Below are 18,507 nucleotides of genomic sequence, written 5' to 3'. Positions count from 1 at the left end.
CTCAACGGTGACGAACACGTTGCCGGATCGTCCGGGCGAGGCGACCCGAGATGAGCCAGGGCCCCCGTCGTACGTGCGTGATCCGACGTTCATGCGCGGATGGCAAGCTTGAAGCATGAACGATGCTGCCCCGGCGCCCACCCCCGCGCCCGCGCCCCGCCGTGCCCGTGTCCGCGCCCCCGAGCTGATCGGCACAGGGGGGTGGATCAACACCGGTGGCAAGGATCTCAAGCTCGCCGACTTTCGAGGTCGCACGTTGATCTTGGACTTTTGGACCTTCTGCTGTGTGAACTGCCTCCACGTGCTCGACGAGTTGCGCGAGCTGGAGGAGAAGCACCGCGACACCGTCGTGATCGTCGGCGTGCACTCGCCGAAGTTCGTGCACGAGGCCGAGCACTCCGCCGTCGTCGACGCCGTCGAGCGGTACGGGGTGCACCACCCCGTGCTCGACGATCCCGAGCTCGCGACCTGGAAGCAGTACGCCGTCCGCGCCTGGCCCACGCTCGTGGTGATCGACCCCGAGGGGTACGTCGTCGCGCAGCACGCCGGCGAGGGGCACGCGCACGCCATCGCGAAGCTCGTGGAGGAGCTGGAGGCCGAGCACGAGGCCAAGGGGACGCTGCGGCGCGGGGACGGTCCGTACGTCGCGCCCGAGCCGGTGGCGGGGGACCTGCGGTTCCCCGGGAAGGCGCTCGTGCTGCCGTCCGGGAACCTGCTCGTCTCCGACACGACCCGGCACCAGCTGGTGGAGCTGGCTCCCGACGCGGAGAGCGTCGTACGGCGCATCGGCGGCGGGGAGCGCGGCTTCGGGCCGGATGCCTTCAGCGAACCGCAAGGGCTCGCCCTCCTCCCCGGCGGGTCGGTGGTCGTCGCCGACACCGTCAATCACGCGCTGCGCCGCTTCGACCCCGAGACCGGGGCCGTGGAGACCGTCGCCGGGACCGGGCGGCAGTGGTGGCAGGGCTCCCCGACCTCCGGGCCGGCCCTCGAAGTCGACCTGTCCTCGCCGTGGGACGTGGCCTGGTGGCAGGGCAAGGTGTGGATCGCCATGGCGGGCGTGCACCAGCTGTGGACCTGGGACCCCGAGAGCGACACCGTGGCCGTCGCCGCGGGGACGACCAACGAGGGGCTGCACGACGGTCCGGCCGCCGAAGCCTGGTTCGCGCAGCCGTCCGGGCTCGCGGCCACGGAGGACCGGCTGTGGATCGCCGACTCCGAGACCAGCTCACTGAGGTACGTCGAGGCGGGCGAGGGCGGCTACGCCATCCGCACGGCCGTCGGGTCCGGCCTCTTCGACTTCGGCCACCGCGACGGCGACGCAGCCCAGGCGCTGCTCCAGCACCCGCTCGGCGTCACCGCACTGCCCGACGGCTCGGTCGCGGTGTGCGACACGTACAACCACGCCCTGCGCCGCTACGACCCCGCCACCGGCCAGGTCACCACCCTCGCCACCGACCTGCGCGAGCCCAGCGACGCCGTGCTGGCCGGGGACGACATCGTGGTCGTGGAGTCCGCCCGGCACCGCCTGACCCGCCTGCGCCTTCCGGAGGAGGCCGTACGGGTCGACGCGGTCGCCCACCGCACCCAGCGGGCCGCCACCGAGGTGGCCCCCGGCACGCTCCGCCTCGACATCGTCTTCCAGGCACCGTCGGGCCAGAAGCTCGACACCCGCTACGGCCCCTCCACCCGCCTGCTGGTCTCCGCGACCCCGCCCGAACTCCTGACGGCGGGCTCCGGACCCGGCACGGACCTCTTCCGGGACCTCGCCCTGAACCCGGCCCTGACCGAGGGCGTCCTCCACGTCTCCGCGATGGCCGCCTCCTGCGACGACGACCCCGACAACGAATACCCGGCCTGCCACGTCCACCAGCAGGACTGGGGCGTCCCGCTCCACATCACCGCCGACGGTACGACCCGCCTGCCGCTGGTACTGGCGGGGATGGACGCCTGAGCCCGGAAGTGACCGTGCCCGCCGGGGAGATCCCCGGCGGGCACGGTCAGGCTCATGGTCACGCCCGAACGATGACGAGGGCTCAGTTCTCCAGGAACGCCAGCATCACGTTGGCCAGGAGGTACGGGTCGTCCGCGCCGCAGAGTTCGCGGGCGCTGTGCATCGAAAGGATGGCCACGCCGATGTCGACCGTCTGGATGCCGTGGCGGGCCGCGGTGATGGGGCCGATCGTCGTGCCGCACGGCATCGAGTTGTTGGAGACGAAGGTCTGCCACGGGACGCCGGCGCGTTCGCAGGCGCTCACGAAGACCGCGCGGCCGCTGCCGTCGGTGGCGTAGCGCTGGTTGACGTTGACCTTCAGGATCGGGCCGCCGTTGGCGCGCGGGTGGTGGGTGGGGTCGTGCCGCTCCGCGTAGTTGGGGTGCACGGCGTGGCCGGTGTCCGAGGAGAGGCAGATGGCGCCGGCGAAGGCCCGCGCGCGGTCCTCGTAGGAGCCGCCGCGCGAGAAGACTGAACGTTCCAGCACGTTGCCCAGCAGGGGCCCGTCCGCGCCGGTGTCCGACTGCGAGCCGTTCTCCTCGTGGTCGAAGGCGGCCAGGACGGGGATGTGCGTGAGGGTGTCGGCCGTGGAGGCGGCGACGAGGGCGGCGACGGCCGCGTGGACCGACAGGAGGTTGTCCATGCGGGGGCCCGCGAGGAGCTCGCGGTCGCGGCCCAGGTAGGCCGGGGGCTCGATCGAATGGACCATCAGGTCCCAGCCGGCGACGGAGCCGCGGTCCAGCTCCTCCTCGTCCTCCAGGAAGGCGATCAGGTCGCCCTCGTGGACGTCGCCGAGGCCCCAGATCGGCTGCATGTGCCGCTGCTTGTCCAGCTTGAGCCCGTCGGAGTTCACCGACCGGTCCAGGTGCACGGCGAGTTGGGGTACGCGCATCAGCGCACGGTCGATGTTGACGAGCCGTTCGGTGCCGTCGAGCAGGGTGAGGCGTCCGGCCAGGCCCAGGTCGCGGTCGAGCCAGGTGTTGAGCAGGGTGCCGCCGTAGATCTCCACGGCGATCTGCCGCCAGCCCTGGGCGCCGGTGTCGGGCAGCGGCTTGACCCGGAGGTTGGGGGAGTCGGTGTGCGCGCCGATGATCCGGAACGGGGTGTGCGCGGCCGCGCCTTCGGGCACGTACCAGGCGATGATCGCGCCCCCGCGGAGTACGAACTTGCCTCCCGTGCTCGCGTCCCACGCGTCGGTCTCGGCCAACTGCCTGAATCCGGCCTTCTCCAGCCGCTCGGCCGCGTTGGCCACGGCGTGGTACTGCGACGGACTCGCCGCCAGGAAGGTCATCAGGTCGTCGGTGTGGCCGCGGTCGAAGCGGGCGGCGGCGGGAGAGCTCATGTGGGTCACCTTAACGACGGTCGTGTTCGTCATGGCCGGACTGCGGCGGATGGCCGGAGGAAGGAGCCGCGGGGGTGTTGCCCGGACCCCGGAGCTGGGTCAGCCCGGCGGACGGTCGAAGCGGCGCTGCAACTGTCTGCGCTCGCCCCGGCGGATGCGCGGGAGCATCTCCGGGGTCTGCGCGGAGCGCTGCGCGCGTCTCTTGCGTCCGGCGCAGAAGATACAGGCCTCACCGGGAGGGGCGTCGGGATCGATGGGTGCGCCGGGGTGCTCGGAGCATCCGGAGGCGTTGCGCGGGCGCGACAGCTCGCGCGCCACGATGAAGGCGCGGTGCAGGTCGTCGGCCATCGCGACGAAGTCCTCGGGGGGCGAGGACAGGCTCAGGTGGAAGCGCCGCTCCTCGACCGTGCGCAGCCGGGTCTGGAGCGCCTGGAGCGTGTACGGGGGCTCGGGTACGGGATAGCCGAGCCGCCGCTGCTCCCCGGCGGGCGGGGTGGCGGCGGCCGCGGCCCGGGCGCCCTGGGCGCGCAGTCCGAGGCGGCGCCGGTCGTTGCAGATCAGGCAGCGCCCCCAGCCCTCGGGCGCCTCGGGGTCCAGCGCGCCGTTGGGGTGCTCCGGGCAGCCGGTGTAGCTCTTGGCGGGGGCGAGCCCGGCGGCGGTCTGGAAGGCGGTGTAGAGGGCGTCGGCCACCGATTCGTACTCGGTGGGGTGGGCGCCCTCGTAGAGCTCCTTCAGGTGGTCCCCGAGGCTGCCCACGGCGGACTGCAGCTCCTTGAGGGCATAGGGGCGCCCGGTCGGGACCGAGTACCCCCTGCTGCCGCGCTGCTGCTCCTGTCGACTCATACCCACGAGCGTCCCACGAACCACGGACATCCCGGGAACCCCGCAGCCCACAGGCGGTACGGGGCCCCTGACGGGGTCGTACGGGAGGGCCGGCTCCGCGCGCACGCCGACGGCCGGGCCCCCGTGCGGAGGACCCGGCCGTCTGCGCGTACGTACACCGCGTACAGCTGTGGGATGGAGGGCTACGGGCCTAGAAGGCGGCCTCGTCGAGCTCCATCAGGGTGTTGTCGACGGCCTCGGCGAGCGCGCGGGCCACCGCGACGCCCGGGAGGACCTCGCCGGCGAAGAACTTCGCCGCCGCGATCTTGCCGGTGTAGAACGGCACGTCCTTGGCGGAGGCGGTCGGCAGCTTCCCGGCGGCCACGGCCGCGCCCTTGAGGAGCAGGTAACCGACGACCACGTCACCGGAGGCCATCAGCAGCCGGGTGGTGTTCTGGCCGACCTTGTAGATGTTCTTGACGTCCTCGCCGGTGGCGGTGAGGTCGACGACCATCTGGCCGACGATGGCCTCCAGGTCAACGGCCGCCTTGGCGAGCGCGTCGCGGGCCGGGGCCAGCTCCTCGCCGCCGTCGCCCTCGGCCAGGAACTTCTTGATCGTCTCGGTGAGGACGTTCAGCGCGGCGCCCTGGTCGCGGACGATCTTCCGGAAGAAGAAGTCCTGGCCCTGGATCGCCGTGGTGCCCTCGTAGAGGGTGTCGATCTTGGCGTCGCGGATGTACTGCTCGATCGGGTATTCCTGCAGGTAGCCCGAGCCGCCGAAGGTCTGGAGCGACTGCGCGAGCTGCTCGTAGGACTTCTCGGAGCCGTAGCCCTTCACGATCGGCAGCAGCAGGTCGTTGAGGCCCACCAGGGACGCGGTGTCCTCGCCGGCGGCCTGCTTGACCTGGATCTCGTCCTGGACGGAGGCGGTGTACAGGACCAGGGCGCGCATGCCCTCGGCGTACGCCTTCTGCGTCATGAGCGAGCGGCGCACGTCGGGGTGGTGCGTGATGGTGACCTTGGGGGCCGTCTTGTCCATGAAGTTGGCCAGGTCGGGACCCTGCACGCGCTCCTTGGCGTACTCCAGGGCGTTCAGGTAGCCCGTCGACAGGGTGGCGATGGCCTTCGTGCCGACCATCATCCGGGCGAATTCGATGATCATGAACATCTGGCGGATGCCGTCGTGCTTGTCACCGATCAGCCAGCCCTTGGCGGGGTGCTGGTCGCCGAAGGTCATCTCGCACGTGTTGGAGGCCTTGAGGCCCATCTTGTGCTCGACGTTCGTCGCGTAGACGCCGTTGCGCTCGCCCAGCTCGCCGGTCTCCCAGTCGAAGTGGAACTTCGGGACGAGGAAAAGGGACAGGCCCTTGGTGCCCGCGCCGTGGCCCTCGGGGCGCGCGAGGACGTAGTGGAGGATGTTCTCCTCCATGTCGTGCTCGCCCGAGGTGATGAAGCGCTTGACGCCCTCGATGTGCCAGGAGCCGTCGTCCTGCTGGACCGCCTTCGTGCGGCCCGCGCCGACGTCCGAGCCGGCGTCCGGCTCGGTGAGGACCATGGTGGAGCCCCAGCGCTTCTCGACCGCGAGCGCGGCGATCTTCTTCTGGACCTCGTTGCCCTCTTCGAAGAGGACGCCGGCGAACGCCGGGCCGGAGGAGTACATCCACACGGCCGGGTTCGCACCCAGGATCGTCTCGGCGAAGGCCCAGATCAGGGAGCGGGGCGAGGTGGTGCCGCCGATCTCCTCGGGCAGGCCCAGGCGCCAGTACTCGGAGTCCATGAAGGCCTTGTAGCTCTTCTTGAAGGACGCCGGGACGGGCGCGGTGTTCGTCGCCGGGTCGAAGACCGGAGGGTTGCGGTCGGCGTCCTCGAAGGAGGCGGCCAGCTCGTTCTCGGAGAGCTTGGCGATCTCGCTGAGGATCGTCTTGGCGGTCTCGGTGTCCATCTCACCGAACGGGCCGGTGCCGTACACGTTGTCGCGGCCGAGCACCTCGAAGAGGTTGAACTCGATGTCGCGGAGATTCGACTTGTAGTGCCCCATGGCGACGGCTCCGTTAAGGCTCGGTGAGAGTGGTTCCTCGTGCATACCAATCGGTAACGTAATGATGCTACCCACCGGTAATAAGAGCAACCCTTCCGTGGCGACTGTGACCAGGGTCAAGTTCGAGCTCGCACCAGACGGTCTTGCTCCCGGGCCCCTGGATGACACTCCATTGCAGCGCTAGCGCATCGAGCAGGGCTAGGCCCCGGCCGGATTCCGCGTCGTCGGCGGCCTGCCGCAGTACGGGCCATGCGTGCGGGTGGGCGTCGGTGAGCTCGCCCCGCGTACGGGCTGCCCTTCCGATGACCCGCAGCGTGACGGGCGTGCCGTTGCCCAGGTGGGTGAGGGCGTTGGTCAGCAGCTCGCTGACACAGAGCTCCAGCTCGTGGCTCCCCAGGTGCTCCCGCACCGCGTGGCGGGCCAGGGGGACGGCACCGGGGGTCGCGATCAGCCGGAGCGTGAGGTCGCTGCTCATGGCGTGCCCGCCAGGGCTTCCGCGAGGCGCTGGGCCGTGGCCGGGTTGCAGTTGCCGAGGGCGATGAGGGGGGCGGAGTCGTATCGCCCGGCGTAGGAGAGGAGGTGGAGGTCGAGGGAGGGGAGGACGATGCCGTGTCCGGCGAGGGCGGCGCGGAGGTTGTCCAGAGCCTGGGTCGCCTCGTGGTCGTGGGGGTGGTCGCTCATGGCGGGATTCCTTCGCAGCGGGGAGTGACGAACTGCTCACAGGCTGGCGCGGTCCGGCGTAGCTTGGGAAGCGTTTCGAGTCCACAGCGCGATGTGTGGAAAGCAGGGGTCGTGGCCGCACGTAAGGACATTGACGGGTCGGCGAGCGTGCCGGCCTTTTATGGCAAGGAGCTGCGCTGGAAGCGGGAGGCGGCGGGGTGCACGCTCCAGCAGGTGGTTGAGGGCTCGTTCTACGGCGTCAGCTACCTGAGCGAGATCGAGCGGGGGCAGCGGCGCATGCCGGAGGACCTGGCACGGCACGTGGACCAGTTCCTGAAGACCGACGGCTTCTTCTCGCGGAGTTGCGAGGACGTCCGCAAGTCCCGCCTGGACGGGCATGCCGAGTACTTCGCGCCGGTCGCCGAAGCCGAGAAACGGGCGCGGTCCATCGAGGACTGGGCCAATGCGATCCTCCCCGGACTGCTGCACACAGGGCCCTACACCCGCGCGATCGCGAACACCACGCACCCGCTGGACCTGCCGGAGGCGGTGGACACGAAGGTGCGGGACCGGCTGCGCCGAGGTCGGCTCTTCGAGGATCCCCAGCGGCCGGAGTATTGGGTGATCCTGCACGAGTCTTTGCTGCGCAGCCCGTTGCTTCCGCCCCGGGAGATGGCGGAACAGCTGGACCACGTGGCGGCACTGGCCCGGCGTCGCCGGGTCGTTCCACAGATCCTTCCGTGGAACGCGCCCGTGAGCCCGTTCATGGCACAGTCGATCAAGCTCATGGAGTTCGACGACGAGCCGCCGATCATGTACACCGAAGGCCCGTACTCCGGGCAAGTCATCGATGATCCGGCCATCGTGAAGCGATATCGGAAGGCATACGATCGGCTCAGGGCCGCCGCACTGCCGTCCGAGGCGTCCCTCGACCTGATCGAATCGACAGCCGAGGACCTCCGAAATGGCACACATCGGGACCGACTTGAGTAACGCCGTCTGGAGGACGAGTACCTATTCCAACGCCGACGGGGGTGACTGTGTCGAGGTCGCGGACGGCGTGGTCGGGCTGGTCTCCGTCCGGGACTCCAAAGTCCAGGGCGGGCCCGTCCTCATGATCGGGGCCACCGCCTGGGCGGGCTTCGTTACGGGGCTGAAGTCCCACTGACCGGAACTCGTCGTCCCGGCGGGCCACCGCCTCGGTAGGCTTCGGGCCATGTACGGCTATGACCAGAACGTGAGCGCGGGGCAGCAGGGCGGCTACGCCCAGCCCCAGCAGGGCTACGCGCAGCAGCAGCAGCCGCCGCTGTACCCCGAGCCCTCGCCGCCCTCCCTCGCGGACGCGGTACGCGCCTTCACGACCGGGTCGCTGTCCGCCGAGGACTTCCAGCAGATCTTCGCCTCCTCGAAGGTCTACTGCCCGCGCGGCGACACCCCGGGCTTCCTCGCGCTGCACAACACCCAGCAGCCGGTCATCCCGATGTTCACCACGCTCAAGGAGCTCCGCCGCTACGCCGGCAAGGAGTCCAAGTACTTCGTGATCACCGGCGCCGAGGTGATCGACCTGCTGCCCACCGGCTACGGCTTCGTCCTCGACATGGAGGGCGACCACCGGATGGTCTTCGACGCGAAGGCGGTCGAGCAGATGGTCGACTTCGCCATGCGCCGCATGTACGGCTAAGCAGGCGGCACACAGGGCCCGGGGGGCGACATGCTGCGCGTGCACTTCGAGGCCGAGGACCTGCTCAACGTCACCTTCGCGAGCGAGCCCCTGCCCTTGGTGGAGCTGGCCCTCGCGCTCGTCGCGGCGCAGCGCACGGACCAGCAGGCGGTTTTCGGCCGTTGGCGCGGCCTCGCCGCGCGGGAGCTGCCCGGGCGGGTGCGGCCGCTCTTCGATCTCCTGCGCCCCGACGGCGACAACCCCCACTTCGTGGAGCCGTACGCGCGCAGCCTGGAGGAGGGCATCGGCGTCATCCGGGACCGGGTCCCCTTCCTCACGCCGGAGGGGCTGGCCCGCGCGGCCACCCGCGCGCCCGGGTCCCCGTCCTGGCTGCGGGCCCTGTGGGGGCAGGACCGGGAGGCCTGGGAGCAGCTCGACTCCGCGATCCGGTCCGCGTACGAGGTGCTCATCGCCCCGCAGTGGCCCCGGATCCGGCAGTCCTTCCAGGCGGACGTGGCCTGGCGGACCCGGCTGCTGGCCGCCCACGGGATCAAGGCCTGCCTGGCGAGCACGCACCCGGCGGCCGACTGGTCGGGCCTGGTCTTCGAGGTGGGCCGGCCGCCGGACTACGAGGTCCGGCTCGGCGGGCGCGGGCTGGTCCTGATGCCCTCGCCGTTCTGGACGGGGCGTCCACTGCTGGACGACACCCCGGACGGGACGTACGTACTCCTCTACCCGGCGCTGACCCCCCTGCCGCTGGTGTCCCCGGACCGGGCGGACGGCGCGCTGGACGCGCTGCTGGGGCGGACCCGGGCGGCGGTGCTCCAGCTGCTGATCCAGCAGCGGACCACCTCCGAGCTGGCCCGGGACCTCGACATCAGCCTCCCGTCGGTCTCGGAGCACACCCGCACCCTGCGCGCGGCGGGCCTGATCACCACGGCCCGCGACGGCAAGGCGGTCCTGCACTCGGCGACGGCGCTGGGCGTGGACCTCCTGCACAGCGGCGGCTGAGCGCAGGTTTCGGCGGTACCCGAAAGGATCGCGGCGGCGGCTGCGACTCCCGAATATCAGTGCTGCGGGGAGGCCGCAGGGCCCCGCTCCTACCGACCAAGGGAGACGGCAATGTCACGTACGTCGTTACGGATGAAGTTCGCGACGATGGCGGCCGCGGGGGTGATGGCGCTGGGTACGGGGGTCCTGGCGGCGTCGCCGGCATCCGCGTCGGACCAGACCTTCTACGGCTGCTATTCCGGCAACGCGTGCATCTGGGGGGCGGGCGCCGCCCTCGGCACCGGCCCGACCCACCAGTACCGGAACGCCGGGACCTACAACCTGAGCGGCCAGGAGAACTACCACTACGTGGCGAACAACCAGACCAAGGGCTGGAAGTTCAAGCTGTGCACCGGATACAACGGCTCGGGGACCTGCTACACGATGTACCAGGACGATCTGTGGTGGACGAACCTCACGCCGATCAACTCGGTCATCGTCACTCCGTAACCGCGCGGGTCGGGTCCTTCCGGGACCGGCCGAAGGCAATCGCGGCGGCGGCCGTGAATCCGAACGAGGAGGCAGCAGTGACCCGTACGACTTCCACCACCCGCAAGGCGCTCCGCGCGAAGGCGGGCGCGGTGCTGGCCACGGTGGCCCTGGCGGTGGGCGTGGGCGTCCTCGCCGCGGCCCCGGCCCAGGCGGCCACGGCCCACCTGTGCCGCTACCCCGCTCCGTCCTGCAGCGGCTGAGCGACCGGCGCACATTGAGCAACGGACCCCGGGGGAATTCCCCCGGGGTCTTCTCTGTTCTGTCGGGTGGCAGAAAGTTCGGGTTTCAACTAAACTCGACGCCAGAAGGAGGTTCCGACCATGCCTGCAGTGACTGTGGAGAACCCGTTGACGCTCCCGCGCGTCGGGGAGCCGGCCCAGGAGACGACCGCCCGCAAGGTGCTGGCCGTCACGACCGCCCCGGGTGGCTTCGAGGGCGAGGGATTCCCGGTGCGCCGTGCGTTCGCCGGGATCAATTACCAGTACCTCGACCCGTTCATCATGATGGACCAGATGGGCGAGGTGGAGTACGCCCCGGGCGAGCCCAAGGGCACCCCCTGGCACCCTCACCGCGGCTTCGAGACCGTCACCTACCTGATCGACGGAACCTTCGTCCACCAGGACAGCAACGGCGGCGGCGGCGTCATCAACGGCGGCGACACCCAGTGGATGACGGCCGGCAGCGGCCTGCTCCACATCGAGGCTCCGCCGGAGTCGCTCGTGGTGTCCGGCGGGCTCTTCCACGGCCTCCAGCTGTGGGTGAACCTCCCCGCCTCCGACAAGATGATGCCCCCGCGCTACCAGGACATCGGCGGCGGCCAGGTCCAGCTGCTCTCCACCCCGGACGGCGGCGCCCTGCTCCGCGTCATCGCCGGCGAGCTGGACGGCCACCAGGGACCCGGCATCACCCACACCCCGATCACGATGATCCACGCGACGGTCGCACCCGGCGCGCAGATCACTCTCCCGTGGCGCGAGGACTTCAACGCCCTGGCGTACGTCATGGCCGGGCGCGGCACGGTCGGCGAGGACCGGCGGCCGGTGCACACCGGGCAGACCGTGGTCTTCGGCGAGGGCGGCTCACTGACCCTGCGCGCGGACGAGGGCCAGGACGCCAACGCCCCCGCGCTGGAGATCGTCCTGCTCGGCGGACAGCCGATCCGGGAGCCGATGGCGCACTACGGGCCGTTCGTGATGAACAGCAAGCACGAGCTGCAGCAGGCGTTCGACGACTTCCAGGCGGGCCGGCTGGGCCGCATCCCCACCACGGAGCGGACCGGCCTCGGCCACCGCGGTACGGGCGCGGCCGACACCGAGTCGTAGGCCGCGGGCCCGAACCCCGTACGGCGAAGCCCCTGGCCATTGGCCGGGGGCTTCGCCGTGTCGCGTCAGCGGGTCAGGGAGGCGGCCAGTTGCAGCCGGGACTCCAGCTGCTCCTTGGCCAGTGCCAGGGTTTCCCCGTGCTTCTCGGTCTGCTGCCGCTGGTAGGCCGTCGTCACCGCGTAGTACACGCCGATGAGGTTGACCTCCTGCTTGCACCGCACGTCCGCCCTGGCGGCGGTGACCGCGGCGGGGCTGGAGAGGGCGTCGCCGCTGAAACCCAGCTCCTTGGTCGCCTGCAGGGGGGACGTGACCTTGTACCCGGCCTTCGCCATGCACTGAGACCAGCGTTCGTTGACCGCGCGGACACGGGAGTCCTCACGTGTCTTCGACTCGGCCTCGCCCTTGAGGTTGAAGACGAAGAGGATGTCCACCTCGTTCGCCTTGCGCGCGTAGAGCTTGAGGAAGGACTCCCGGACGCAGCCGCCCACGGGAACGGCCTTCCCGTTGAGCTTCACGCTGCTGCCGCCGGACTTCTCGGCCTCGTCCTGGTTCTGGGGCATGGTGCCCGGCTTGATCTCGTTCTCGCCGGACAGGGCCAGGTTCTCCGCGGCGGTCGGCTCGTGCTGCGGGTTCGTCCTCACCGGGGCGTCGGTCATCCCGGGAGTCCGGTACCCGAACTGCGCTGCGGTGTCCGGGTCGGACAGGCCGAACACGCGGGCGTTCGACTTGCTCGCGGAGGGAACCTGCTGCTCGACGGCCTGGTGGGCGAAGCCGAACCGCTGCATGCACTGGGTGATGAGGATGCCCTGTGCCCGATTGAGCGTGTTGGTCTGCTCGGGGGTGGCCTCGTAGGCATCCAGCGGGAAGGTGACGCCAACGGTCTTGAGCATGGCGGGAGTTGCGGTCACACGCGGCTCGGCGTTCCCGGCGGAGCCGCCCCCGCCCGTGACGGAGCAGCCCGCAAGGGCGAGGACGAGGGGGAGGGCGACGCCGGCCGTGGCCACGTGGCGGCGGATCGGTCCCGCCGCCTGATTTATATTCAAGTACCGTCCCGTTGAATTGAATTGATCATCAAGATCACCGCAAAGCAGGCGAAGTGGATCACGGCCGGAACTCGGCTGTCTACTCCCGGTGGGGCGGTGGACGTACCCGCGCCTACGACCTATTCTTTGGGCGCTCGGCCCGGAACGGCGCCGGCAGACTCATGCCCGGGTCCGCCTCTGGTGGAGTCGCCGGGCGAGGCCGGAGCGACGTCCGTGACAGCTCGTCCCGCTCATGCTCACGCTCGTGCTCATCGGAGTCTCCATGCTCGTTCGCCCGGCCGTGCCCGGATTCGCGGCGGTGGCGCTGCTCGCCTCCGTCCTGGTCTCCGGCTGCTCGGGAGGCTCCGCCGAGCCGAAGGACAGGAAGTCACCGCCACCGGCCGCCGCGGAGCTGGCGTACTACCGCTGCCTCGAAAGCAACGGTGTCCTTCTGGAGAAGCGCGACGACGACCAGCTCCGCGTGGACAAGGACAAGTTCGACGAGGCCGTGAACGCCGCGGCCTCGGAGAAGTGCGCACCTCTGCTTCCCGGCAAGGAGTCGGTCCCGCCGCCCACCGCCGAGCAACTGGCGAAGGTGAAGAAATTCAGTGCCTGCATCCGCGGCAAGGGCTTCCCCGACTACCCGGACCCGAATCCGGCCACAGGTCAGGTCGAGCTGACCCAGGACCAGCATTCGAAGTTCGGGACGATGACGTTCAAGGTCACCGCGGAGAACTGCTCCTCGGATGCGAGCGGTGGCATTGCCGGCGGCTGATCCCGGCGGCTGATCCGCGTAAACCCGCGATGCGAAGAGGACTCGGATGGCGCAGGACATGGGCACGACGGTCGACGTGGCTCAGCTGAGCCTCCCGGAGTCGGACATACCCGAAACGGGGGATACGGCCGAGGCTGCCGAGACGGCGCGCGGTCTGTCCGGCCGGCGCCGGTGGGTGGCCGCCGTGGCCGTGGGGGCCGTGATCGCCACGCTCGGCGGGCTGGGGGCGGCGCTGCTCGTGAAATCACCCGCGCAGGTCGCCGCGGACGCCGCCGCGCCCCGGGCCGACGTGCTGACCGCGACGGTGGAGCACCGGGTGCTCACCTCGTCCGTCATCACCCGTGGCCAGGTCGTCGCGGGTCAGACGGTCGAGGTGATCCCCCAGGTGACCGCCGGGGTAGGGGCCGCGCGTCCCGTCATCACCAAGCTGCGGGTGCGGCCCGGAGACACGGTGAAGGCCGGGCAGGTCCTGATGGAAGTCTCCGGGCGGCCCGTGTTCGTCCTGGAGGGCAGCCTGCCCGTCTACCGAGACCTGAGTCCGGGCGCCACGGGCGACGACATCGCGCAGTTGCAGAGGGCGCTGAAGGCGCTGGGTCACTCCTCGGCGCCCGACGCCGCGGGCAGGTTCGGCGCCGGTACGAAGGCCGCGCTCAACTTCTTCTACAAGGCCGTGGGTTACAGCCCCGTATCCGCGAACGGCACCGAGGGCGACCCGGTCGCGGAGGCCCGGAGCCAGGTCACGGCCGCCCAGCGGGCACTGGAGGACGCCCGGAGCGCGCAGGCGCAGGCGTCCAAGCCGGGTGCCAAGCCGGGTGCCAAGCCCAGTGTCAGGCCGGGCGAGGAGGCGGCGGCCACCGGTGGCGGCGACGGCGGGAAGGCCGTGCGCAGGGCGCAGGAGGACCTGGCCGAGGCGAAGAAGAAGCTCACCGCCGCCGAAGCGGCCGCCGGGCCGAAGCTGCCCGCGGCCGAGGTGGTGTTCCTGCAGAGCTTCCCGGCCCGGGTGGACTCGGTGGTCGCGAAGGTGGGCGCCGAGGCGACCGGTACCGCCATGACGCTCTCCGCCGGCAAGCTGGTGGTGCAGGCGTACGTCCCCGAGTACCAGAAGGACCTCATACAGCCGGGGCGCGCGGCCGAGATCTACTCCGAGGTGACCGGCCTGTCCGCGAAGGGCGAGGTCACGCTCGTCTCCGACAAGCGCTCCGAGGCCGGCTCCGCGTCCGGACAGGCGAAGCCCGGCGCGGACGCGCCCGCCCCCGGTGGCCAGGGAGCGACCGGGTGGCTCGTGGAGATCACCCCCGGTGCGCCCCTGAAGGCGGAACTGACCGGCCAGGACGTACGCGTCACCGTCACCGCGGCGTCCACGGACGGCAAGTCCCTCGTCGTGCCGATCACCGCGATCAGCTCCGGGGCCGACGGCCGGACCACCGTGACCGTGCTCGACGAGAGCGGGGAGCGGCGCCGGGTGGAGATACGGACGGGCACGGCCGGGGACGGTTTCGTGGCCGTCGTACCCGTGGCGGACGGCTCGCTGGCGGGCGGCGACCGGGTGGTCACCGGGGTCGCGCGCGAGAAGGCTTCCCGCGAGAAGGCTTCCCCGTGACGGTGAGCGCGAGCGTTGCCGAGCCGGTCATCGAGTTCCGCGGGATCGGGCTGACCTATCCCGGGCCGCCTCCCGTGGCGGCCCTCAGGGCCTGCGATCTGACCGTCGGGCGGGGCGAGTTCGTCGCCGTCGTCGGCCCCTCGGGTTCGGGGAAGTCCACGTTCCTCAACATCGTCGGCCTGCTGGACGCGCCCACCGGCGGAACGTACCTCCTGGACGGCATCGACACCGGCACCCTCCGGGACGCCGACCGCACCGCGCTGCGCGGGCTGCGCATCGGCTTCGTGTTCCAGTCCTTCCATCTGCTGCCCCAGCGCAGCGCGTTGGAGAACGTCACGCTCGCCCTGGTCTACGACGGCACCCCGCGCCGGGAGCGGCGTGCCCGGGCCCTGCACGCGCTGGAGCAGGTGGGCCTCGGCCACCGGGTCGACTCGCTGCCCACGCGGCTGTCCGGCGGGGAGCGGCAGCGGGTGGCCATCGCACGCGCGCTGGTGACCCGGCCCTCCCTGCTGCTGTGCGACGAACCGACCGGCAACCTCGACACGGCGAACGCCGATGCGGTGCTCGCCCTGTTGGAGCGGTTGCACGGGGACGGCATGACGGTCCTGGTGATCACCCACGATCCGCTCGTCGCCGCCCGCGCCAAGCGCACGGTGACGATCCGGGACGGGGTGCTGAGCGTCTCGGACCCGGTGGCGTCCGACCTGGTGGCGTCCGACCCGGTGGCGTCCGAGGTGGCGCCGTCCGACGCGGCGCCGTCCGAGGTGGCCACGTGAGGCGCGCGTGGCGCGCGCGGCGCGGGAGCGGCATCCGGCCCTCCGTGTTCGGCTGGCGCGACGTGCTCTCCGAGTCCCTCGCCGGAATGCTCCAGCGGCCCGGCCGCTCGGCGCTGACCGCCCTCGGTACGGTGCTCGGCGTGGGCACGTTCGTGGCGATCCTCGGGCTGACCGCCACCACCTCCTCCCAGATCGACACCCGGTTCAACGCCCTCAGCGCGACCGAGGTGAACGTGGAAGACATCGCCCACGAGCAGAACGAGTTCGCGGGCCCCGCCTTCCCGAAGGACGCCGACGCGCGGATCGAGCGCCTCAACGGGGTCGAGCACGCAGGGGTGTTCTGGCCGGTGAGGCTGACGGCGGAGGAGGCCGTACGGTCCTCCGCGGTGGTCGGGGACCGCCTCGCCCAGGGCAGTACCGACGTCGTGGCCGCCTCACCCGGGGTGCTCGCCGCGGCGGGTGCGCGCCTGGCCGAGGGAAGGCTCTACGACGCCTACGCCTCGGAGCGCGAGGCGCCGGTGGCCGTCATCGGCACGGGGGTCGCCGACCGGCTCGGCATCACCACGCTGGAGACCAACCCGGCGATCTTCATCGGCGGCCGGCCGTTCACCGTCGTCGGCATCATCGCCGACACGGACCGCAAGGCCGACCTCCTGCTGTCGGTCGTCGTACCCCACACCACCGCGGAGCGGATCTGGGGCGCGCCCGACTCCGGCGGGGCGAAGATGCTGATCACGACCAGGATCGGCGCGGCCGCGCAGATCGCGCACGAGGCCCCCACGGCGCTGCGCCCCGACCATCCCGAGTACTTCAAGGCCGTTCCGCCGCCGGACCCCAAGATGCTGCGGGGCCAGGTCGGCGACGACCTGAACCGGCTGTTCCTGCTGCTGGCCTCCATCTGCCTGGTGATCGGCGCCGTCGGCATCGCCAACACCACCCTGGTCGCCGTACTGGAGCGCACGGGGGAGATCGGCCTGCGCCGGGCCCTGGGCGCACGCGGACGCCACATCACCGTGCAGTTCCTCGCGGAGTCCGGTGCGCTCGGCGCGCTGGGCGGCCTCGTGGGGACCTCGCTGGGCGTCCTGACCGTGGTGACGGTCGCCGTGTTCCGCGACTGGACCCCGGTGGTCCACCCGGCCACGGCGGCGGCGGCGCCGGCCATCGGACTGCTGACGGGCCTCGTCGCGGGCCTCTACCCCGCATGGCGCGCCGCCCGCATCCAGCCGGCGGAGGCCCTGCGCCGCTGAGGGCCGCGCCAGGCCCTTGCGGGCCGTACGCCCGTCGCCGATCGTCGGCTCCATGGGGTTGCTGACGACCTGTCTGGTCTCGCTGGTGGCGGTGAACATCGCGCTCGGGCTGCTCCGGCTGTGGCGGCGGTCGGTGGAGGCCCGGATGATCCGCCAGGTGGGGGCCCTGCCGGGACTCGACGCCTACCACGCGGAACTGCTCGGCGCTGCGGAGCCGTTGTGCGCGAGGGACTTCCAGCCCGACAGGCTGACGCGCAACTCCTACCGGGCGGCCGCCGTGGCCCTGCGTCTGATGCGTGAGGACGGTCTGCTCCGTGACGGCGACGGTGTCGGTGTCGGTGTCGGTGTCGGCCCGGAGGTGGCGGAGGTGGTGGAGGGTGCGGCCGAGCCGGCCCACCCCGTCACCGCGGCGGCGTTCCGCGCGCTGCGCCGGTACTCGTCGGACGAGGGCGGGTCGCGCCTATACGTCGACGGCGGCGATCCGGCATTCCAGGCCGCCGTCCGAGCCCACCTGGACGCACTCTTCGCCCTCGCCCCGGCGACCCGCCTGCACATGAGCCCCTTCGGTCATGAAGCGGCCCTGTGGTCCTACGGCATCGGCGCGGCGGCCCCCGCCGTCCACACCTTCTTCCTCCTGCGCGCCATCGCCCCCGGGGACCCCGACACGGCCGGGGGCTCCTTCGTACTGGCCTCCCTCGTCTTCCTGGCGGCCCTGATCGTGCTCACGGCCCAGGCCGGCAACACCTGGCACCCCCTCGCGGACCTGGAAGTCCCCGCCGCCTTCAGGCCGCCGGTGCCGCCCCCCGCAGCAGATTGATCAGCCGCGAGCTGCTGTCGGCGCCGAAGCCCGCGGCGACTCCGCGCCGGTACAGGTCGGCGTGCGCGCTCAGGATCCCGGTGTCCACCCCGGAGTCGGCCGCGGTGTGCAGGATGTGCTCCACGCTCGCCGCGCACATCGCGAGGCGCTCGTACGTGCCCTCGTGCGCGTCCGCGTCGATCAGCGGGGCGCCGCCCTCGTAGAAGCCGCGCAGGCTGTCGGCCGTGGCGCCGGCGTACGGCACGAGGTCCGCGGCCGTCAGGCCGTTGGCCCGCGCCACGGCGAGCGCCTGGTACCAGCCGGTGTACGCGGTCCAGAACATGATCATGTTGAGCTGGTAGTAGAGCTGCGCGTGACCGGCGTCGGCGCCCCGGTAGTCGGTGGCGGCCAGCACGTCGAGCGCCGCGCGGTGGGCCGCGTAGACCTCACCGGGGCCGCTGACGAACATCGACGAGCCCTCCCGGCCGATGCCGGTGGGCGGCACGTTGACCCCGCCCGTGAGGTACGAGGCCCCGCGCTCCCGCGCCCAGCGGGCGGCCGCCCGGGCCTTGTCGGGTACGTCGGACGACAGGTTGGCCAGGACCCGGCCGTGGAGGTCGGCGTCGGCGAGGGCCGTGTACGCGGCGTCCACGTCGATGAGGCTGAGCACGGTCAGCCCGCTCGCCGCGACCGCCTCGGCGGCGCTGCCGGCCCGGCGCGCACCGCGTGCCACGAGCTCGGTGTCCTTGCCGGGGCTGCGGTTCCAGACGGTGACCTCGTACCCGGCGTCCAGGTAGGCGCCGGCCATGGCCAGGCCCATGGGGCCGAGTCCGATGACGGTGACCTGGTTCGGGGCCTGGTTCGGGACCTGGTTCATGGCAGAGCTCTCCTCGGGTCGATGCCTGCGGCGGTTCT

General features: G+C 71.4%; 20 protein-coding genes. 13 read left to right on the top strand and 7 right to left on the bottom strand.

Going from position 1 to position 18,507, the window contains the following annotated elements:
* The first annotated feature begins 115 nt into the window (after positions 1-115).
* Positions 116-1,951: an NHL domain-containing thioredoxin family protein gene (locus ACIQV3_RS28640; protein WP_403716792.1), complete on the top strand. Its 1,836-nt coding sequence runs from the start codon at positions 116-118 to the stop codon at positions 1,949-1,951.
* Positions 1,952-2,033: 82 nt separating this feature from the next.
* Here the strand turns inward: ACIQV3_RS28640 and ACIQV3_RS28635 are convergent, their stop codons facing one another.
* The 5 genes from ACIQV3_RS28635 to ACIQV3_RS28615 all read right to left on the bottom strand — a co-directional run bounded on the left by ACIQV3_RS28635 (position 2,034) and on the right by ACIQV3_RS28615 (position 6,873).
* On the bottom strand, positions 2,034-3,332 hold the full coding sequence (locus tag ACIQV3_RS28635) for a M18 family aminopeptidase (protein ID WP_327305572.1): 1,299 nt from the start codon (positions 3,330-3,332) through the stop codon (positions 2,034-2,036).
* A gap of 99 nt (positions 3,333-3,431) precedes the next feature.
* On the bottom strand, positions 3,432-4,175 hold the full coding sequence (locus ACIQV3_RS28630) for a hypothetical protein (protein WP_403716789.1): 744 nt from the start codon (positions 4,173-4,175) through the stop codon (positions 3,432-3,434).
* Positions 4,176-4,365: 190 nt separating this feature from the next.
* On the bottom strand, positions 4,366-6,192 hold the full coding sequence (locus ACIQV3_RS28625; RefSeq protein ID WP_403716915.1) for an acyl-CoA dehydrogenase: 1,827 nt from the start codon (positions 6,190-6,192) through the stop codon (positions 4,366-4,368).
* Between the two features lie 67 nt (positions 6,193-6,259).
* Positions 6,260-6,667, bottom strand: coding sequence for an ATP-binding protein (locus tag ACIQV3_RS28620; RefSeq protein WP_403716786.1), 408 nt, complete (start codon positions 6,665-6,667; stop codon positions 6,260-6,262).
* Complete coding sequence (locus ACIQV3_RS28615; RefSeq protein ID WP_403716784.1) at positions 6,664-6,873, bottom strand: hypothetical protein; 210 nt, start codon at positions 6,871-6,873, stop codon at positions 6,664-6,666. Before ACIQV3_RS28615 ends, ACIQV3_RS28620 begins: the two co-directional genes overlap by 4 nt.
* 111 nt (positions 6,874-6,984) lie before the next feature.
* On the opposite strand from ACIQV3_RS28615, the gene ACIQV3_RS28610 reads away from it, so the two are divergent.
* From ACIQV3_RS28610 to ACIQV3_RS28580, 7 genes are all read left to right on the top strand, one after another.
* Complete coding sequence (locus ACIQV3_RS28610) at positions 6,985-7,845, top strand: helix-turn-helix domain-containing protein (RefSeq protein WP_403716782.1); 861 nt, start codon at positions 6,985-6,987, stop codon at positions 7,843-7,845.
* Positions 7,817-8,020 carry a DUF397 domain-containing protein gene (locus ACIQV3_RS28605; protein WP_403716780.1) on the top strand — a complete coding sequence of 68 codons (204 nt, stop codon included), beginning with the start codon at positions 7,817-7,819 and terminating at the stop codon, positions 8,018-8,020. The genes ACIQV3_RS28610 and ACIQV3_RS28605 overlap by 29 nt, the downstream gene beginning before the upstream one ends.
* A gap of 48 nt (positions 8,021-8,068) precedes the next feature.
* The gene (locus ACIQV3_RS28600) at positions 8,069-8,533 is read left to right on the top strand and encodes an SseB family protein (RefSeq protein ID WP_327305567.1); all 465 of its coding nucleotides are present in this window, start codon (positions 8,069-8,071) and stop codon (positions 8,531-8,533) included.
* A 30-nt stretch (positions 8,534-8,563) separates the two neighbouring features.
* A complete protein-coding gene (locus tag ACIQV3_RS28595; RefSeq protein WP_403716777.1) occupies positions 8,564-9,523 on the top strand; it encodes a helix-turn-helix domain-containing protein in 960 nt (319 codons plus the stop codon).
* A gap of 111 nt (positions 9,524-9,634) precedes the next feature.
* Positions 9,635-10,012: a hypothetical protein gene (locus ACIQV3_RS28590; protein WP_403716776.1), complete on the top strand. Its 378-nt coding sequence runs from the start codon at positions 9,635-9,637 to the stop codon at positions 10,010-10,012.
* A gap of 77 nt (positions 10,013-10,089) precedes the next feature.
* Positions 10,090-10,254 (top strand): hypothetical protein, encoded by a 165-nt coding sequence (locus tag ACIQV3_RS28585; protein ID WP_403716774.1) that lies wholly within the window; start codon positions 10,090-10,092, stop codon positions 10,252-10,254.
* A 120-nt stretch (positions 10,255-10,374) separates the two neighbouring features.
* Entirely contained in the window at positions 10,375-11,376 is a 1,002-nt protein-coding gene (locus tag ACIQV3_RS28580) for a pirin family protein (RefSeq protein ID WP_403716771.1), read from the top strand.
* 65 nt (positions 11,377-11,441) lie between these two features.
* Here the strand turns inward: ACIQV3_RS28580 and ACIQV3_RS28575 are convergent, their stop codons facing one another.
* Positions 11,442-12,380, bottom strand: coding sequence for a hypothetical protein (locus tag ACIQV3_RS28575; protein WP_403716768.1), 939 nt, complete (start codon positions 12,378-12,380; stop codon positions 11,442-11,444).
* Between the two features lie 271 nt (positions 12,381-12,651).
* On the opposite strand from ACIQV3_RS28575, the gene ACIQV3_RS28570 reads away from it, so the two are divergent.
* The 5 genes from ACIQV3_RS28570 (at position 12,652) to ACIQV3_RS28550 (ending at position 17,613) form a co-directional block, all read left to right on the top strand.
* Complete coding sequence (locus ACIQV3_RS28570; protein ID WP_403716766.1) at positions 12,652-13,173, top strand: hypothetical protein; 522 nt, start codon at positions 12,652-12,654, stop codon at positions 13,171-13,173.
* Between the two features lie 46 nt (positions 13,174-13,219).
* Positions 13,220-14,773, top strand: coding sequence for a peptidoglycan-binding protein (locus ACIQV3_RS28565; RefSeq protein WP_403716764.1), 1,554 nt, complete (start codon positions 13,220-13,222; stop codon positions 14,771-14,773).
* A gap of 2 nt (positions 14,774-14,775) precedes the next feature.
* Complete coding sequence (locus ACIQV3_RS28560) at positions 14,776-15,549, top strand: ABC transporter ATP-binding protein (RefSeq protein ID WP_403716762.1); 774 nt, start codon at positions 14,776-14,778, stop codon at positions 15,547-15,549.
* 86 nt (positions 15,550-15,635) lie between these two features.
* Entirely contained in the window at positions 15,636-16,796 is a 1,161-nt protein-coding gene (locus tag ACIQV3_RS28555; RefSeq protein WP_403716914.1) for an ABC transporter permease, read from the top strand.
* 52 nt (positions 16,797-16,848) lie between these two features.
* Complete coding sequence (locus ACIQV3_RS28550; RefSeq protein WP_403716760.1) at positions 16,849-17,613, top strand: hypothetical protein; 765 nt, start codon at positions 16,849-16,851, stop codon at positions 17,611-17,613.
* Here ACIQV3_RS28550 and ACIQV3_RS28545 read toward each other — a convergent pair.
* The gene (locus ACIQV3_RS28545) at positions 17,579-18,469 is read right to left on the bottom strand and encodes an NAD(P)-dependent oxidoreductase (protein WP_403716758.1); all 891 of its coding nucleotides are present in this window, start codon (positions 18,467-18,469) and stop codon (positions 17,579-17,581) included. The genes ACIQV3_RS28550 and ACIQV3_RS28545 overlap by 35 nt on opposite strands.
* Between the last annotated feature and the right edge of the window lie 38 nt (positions 18,470-18,507).

Origin of the sequence: Streptomyces sp. NPDC099050 (assembly GCF_044759865.1) — a bacterium.
Lineage (GTDB): Bacteria > Actinomycetota > Actinomycetes > Streptomycetales > Streptomycetaceae > Streptomyces.
This window is presented reverse-complemented; position numbering and strand designations above follow the sequence as displayed.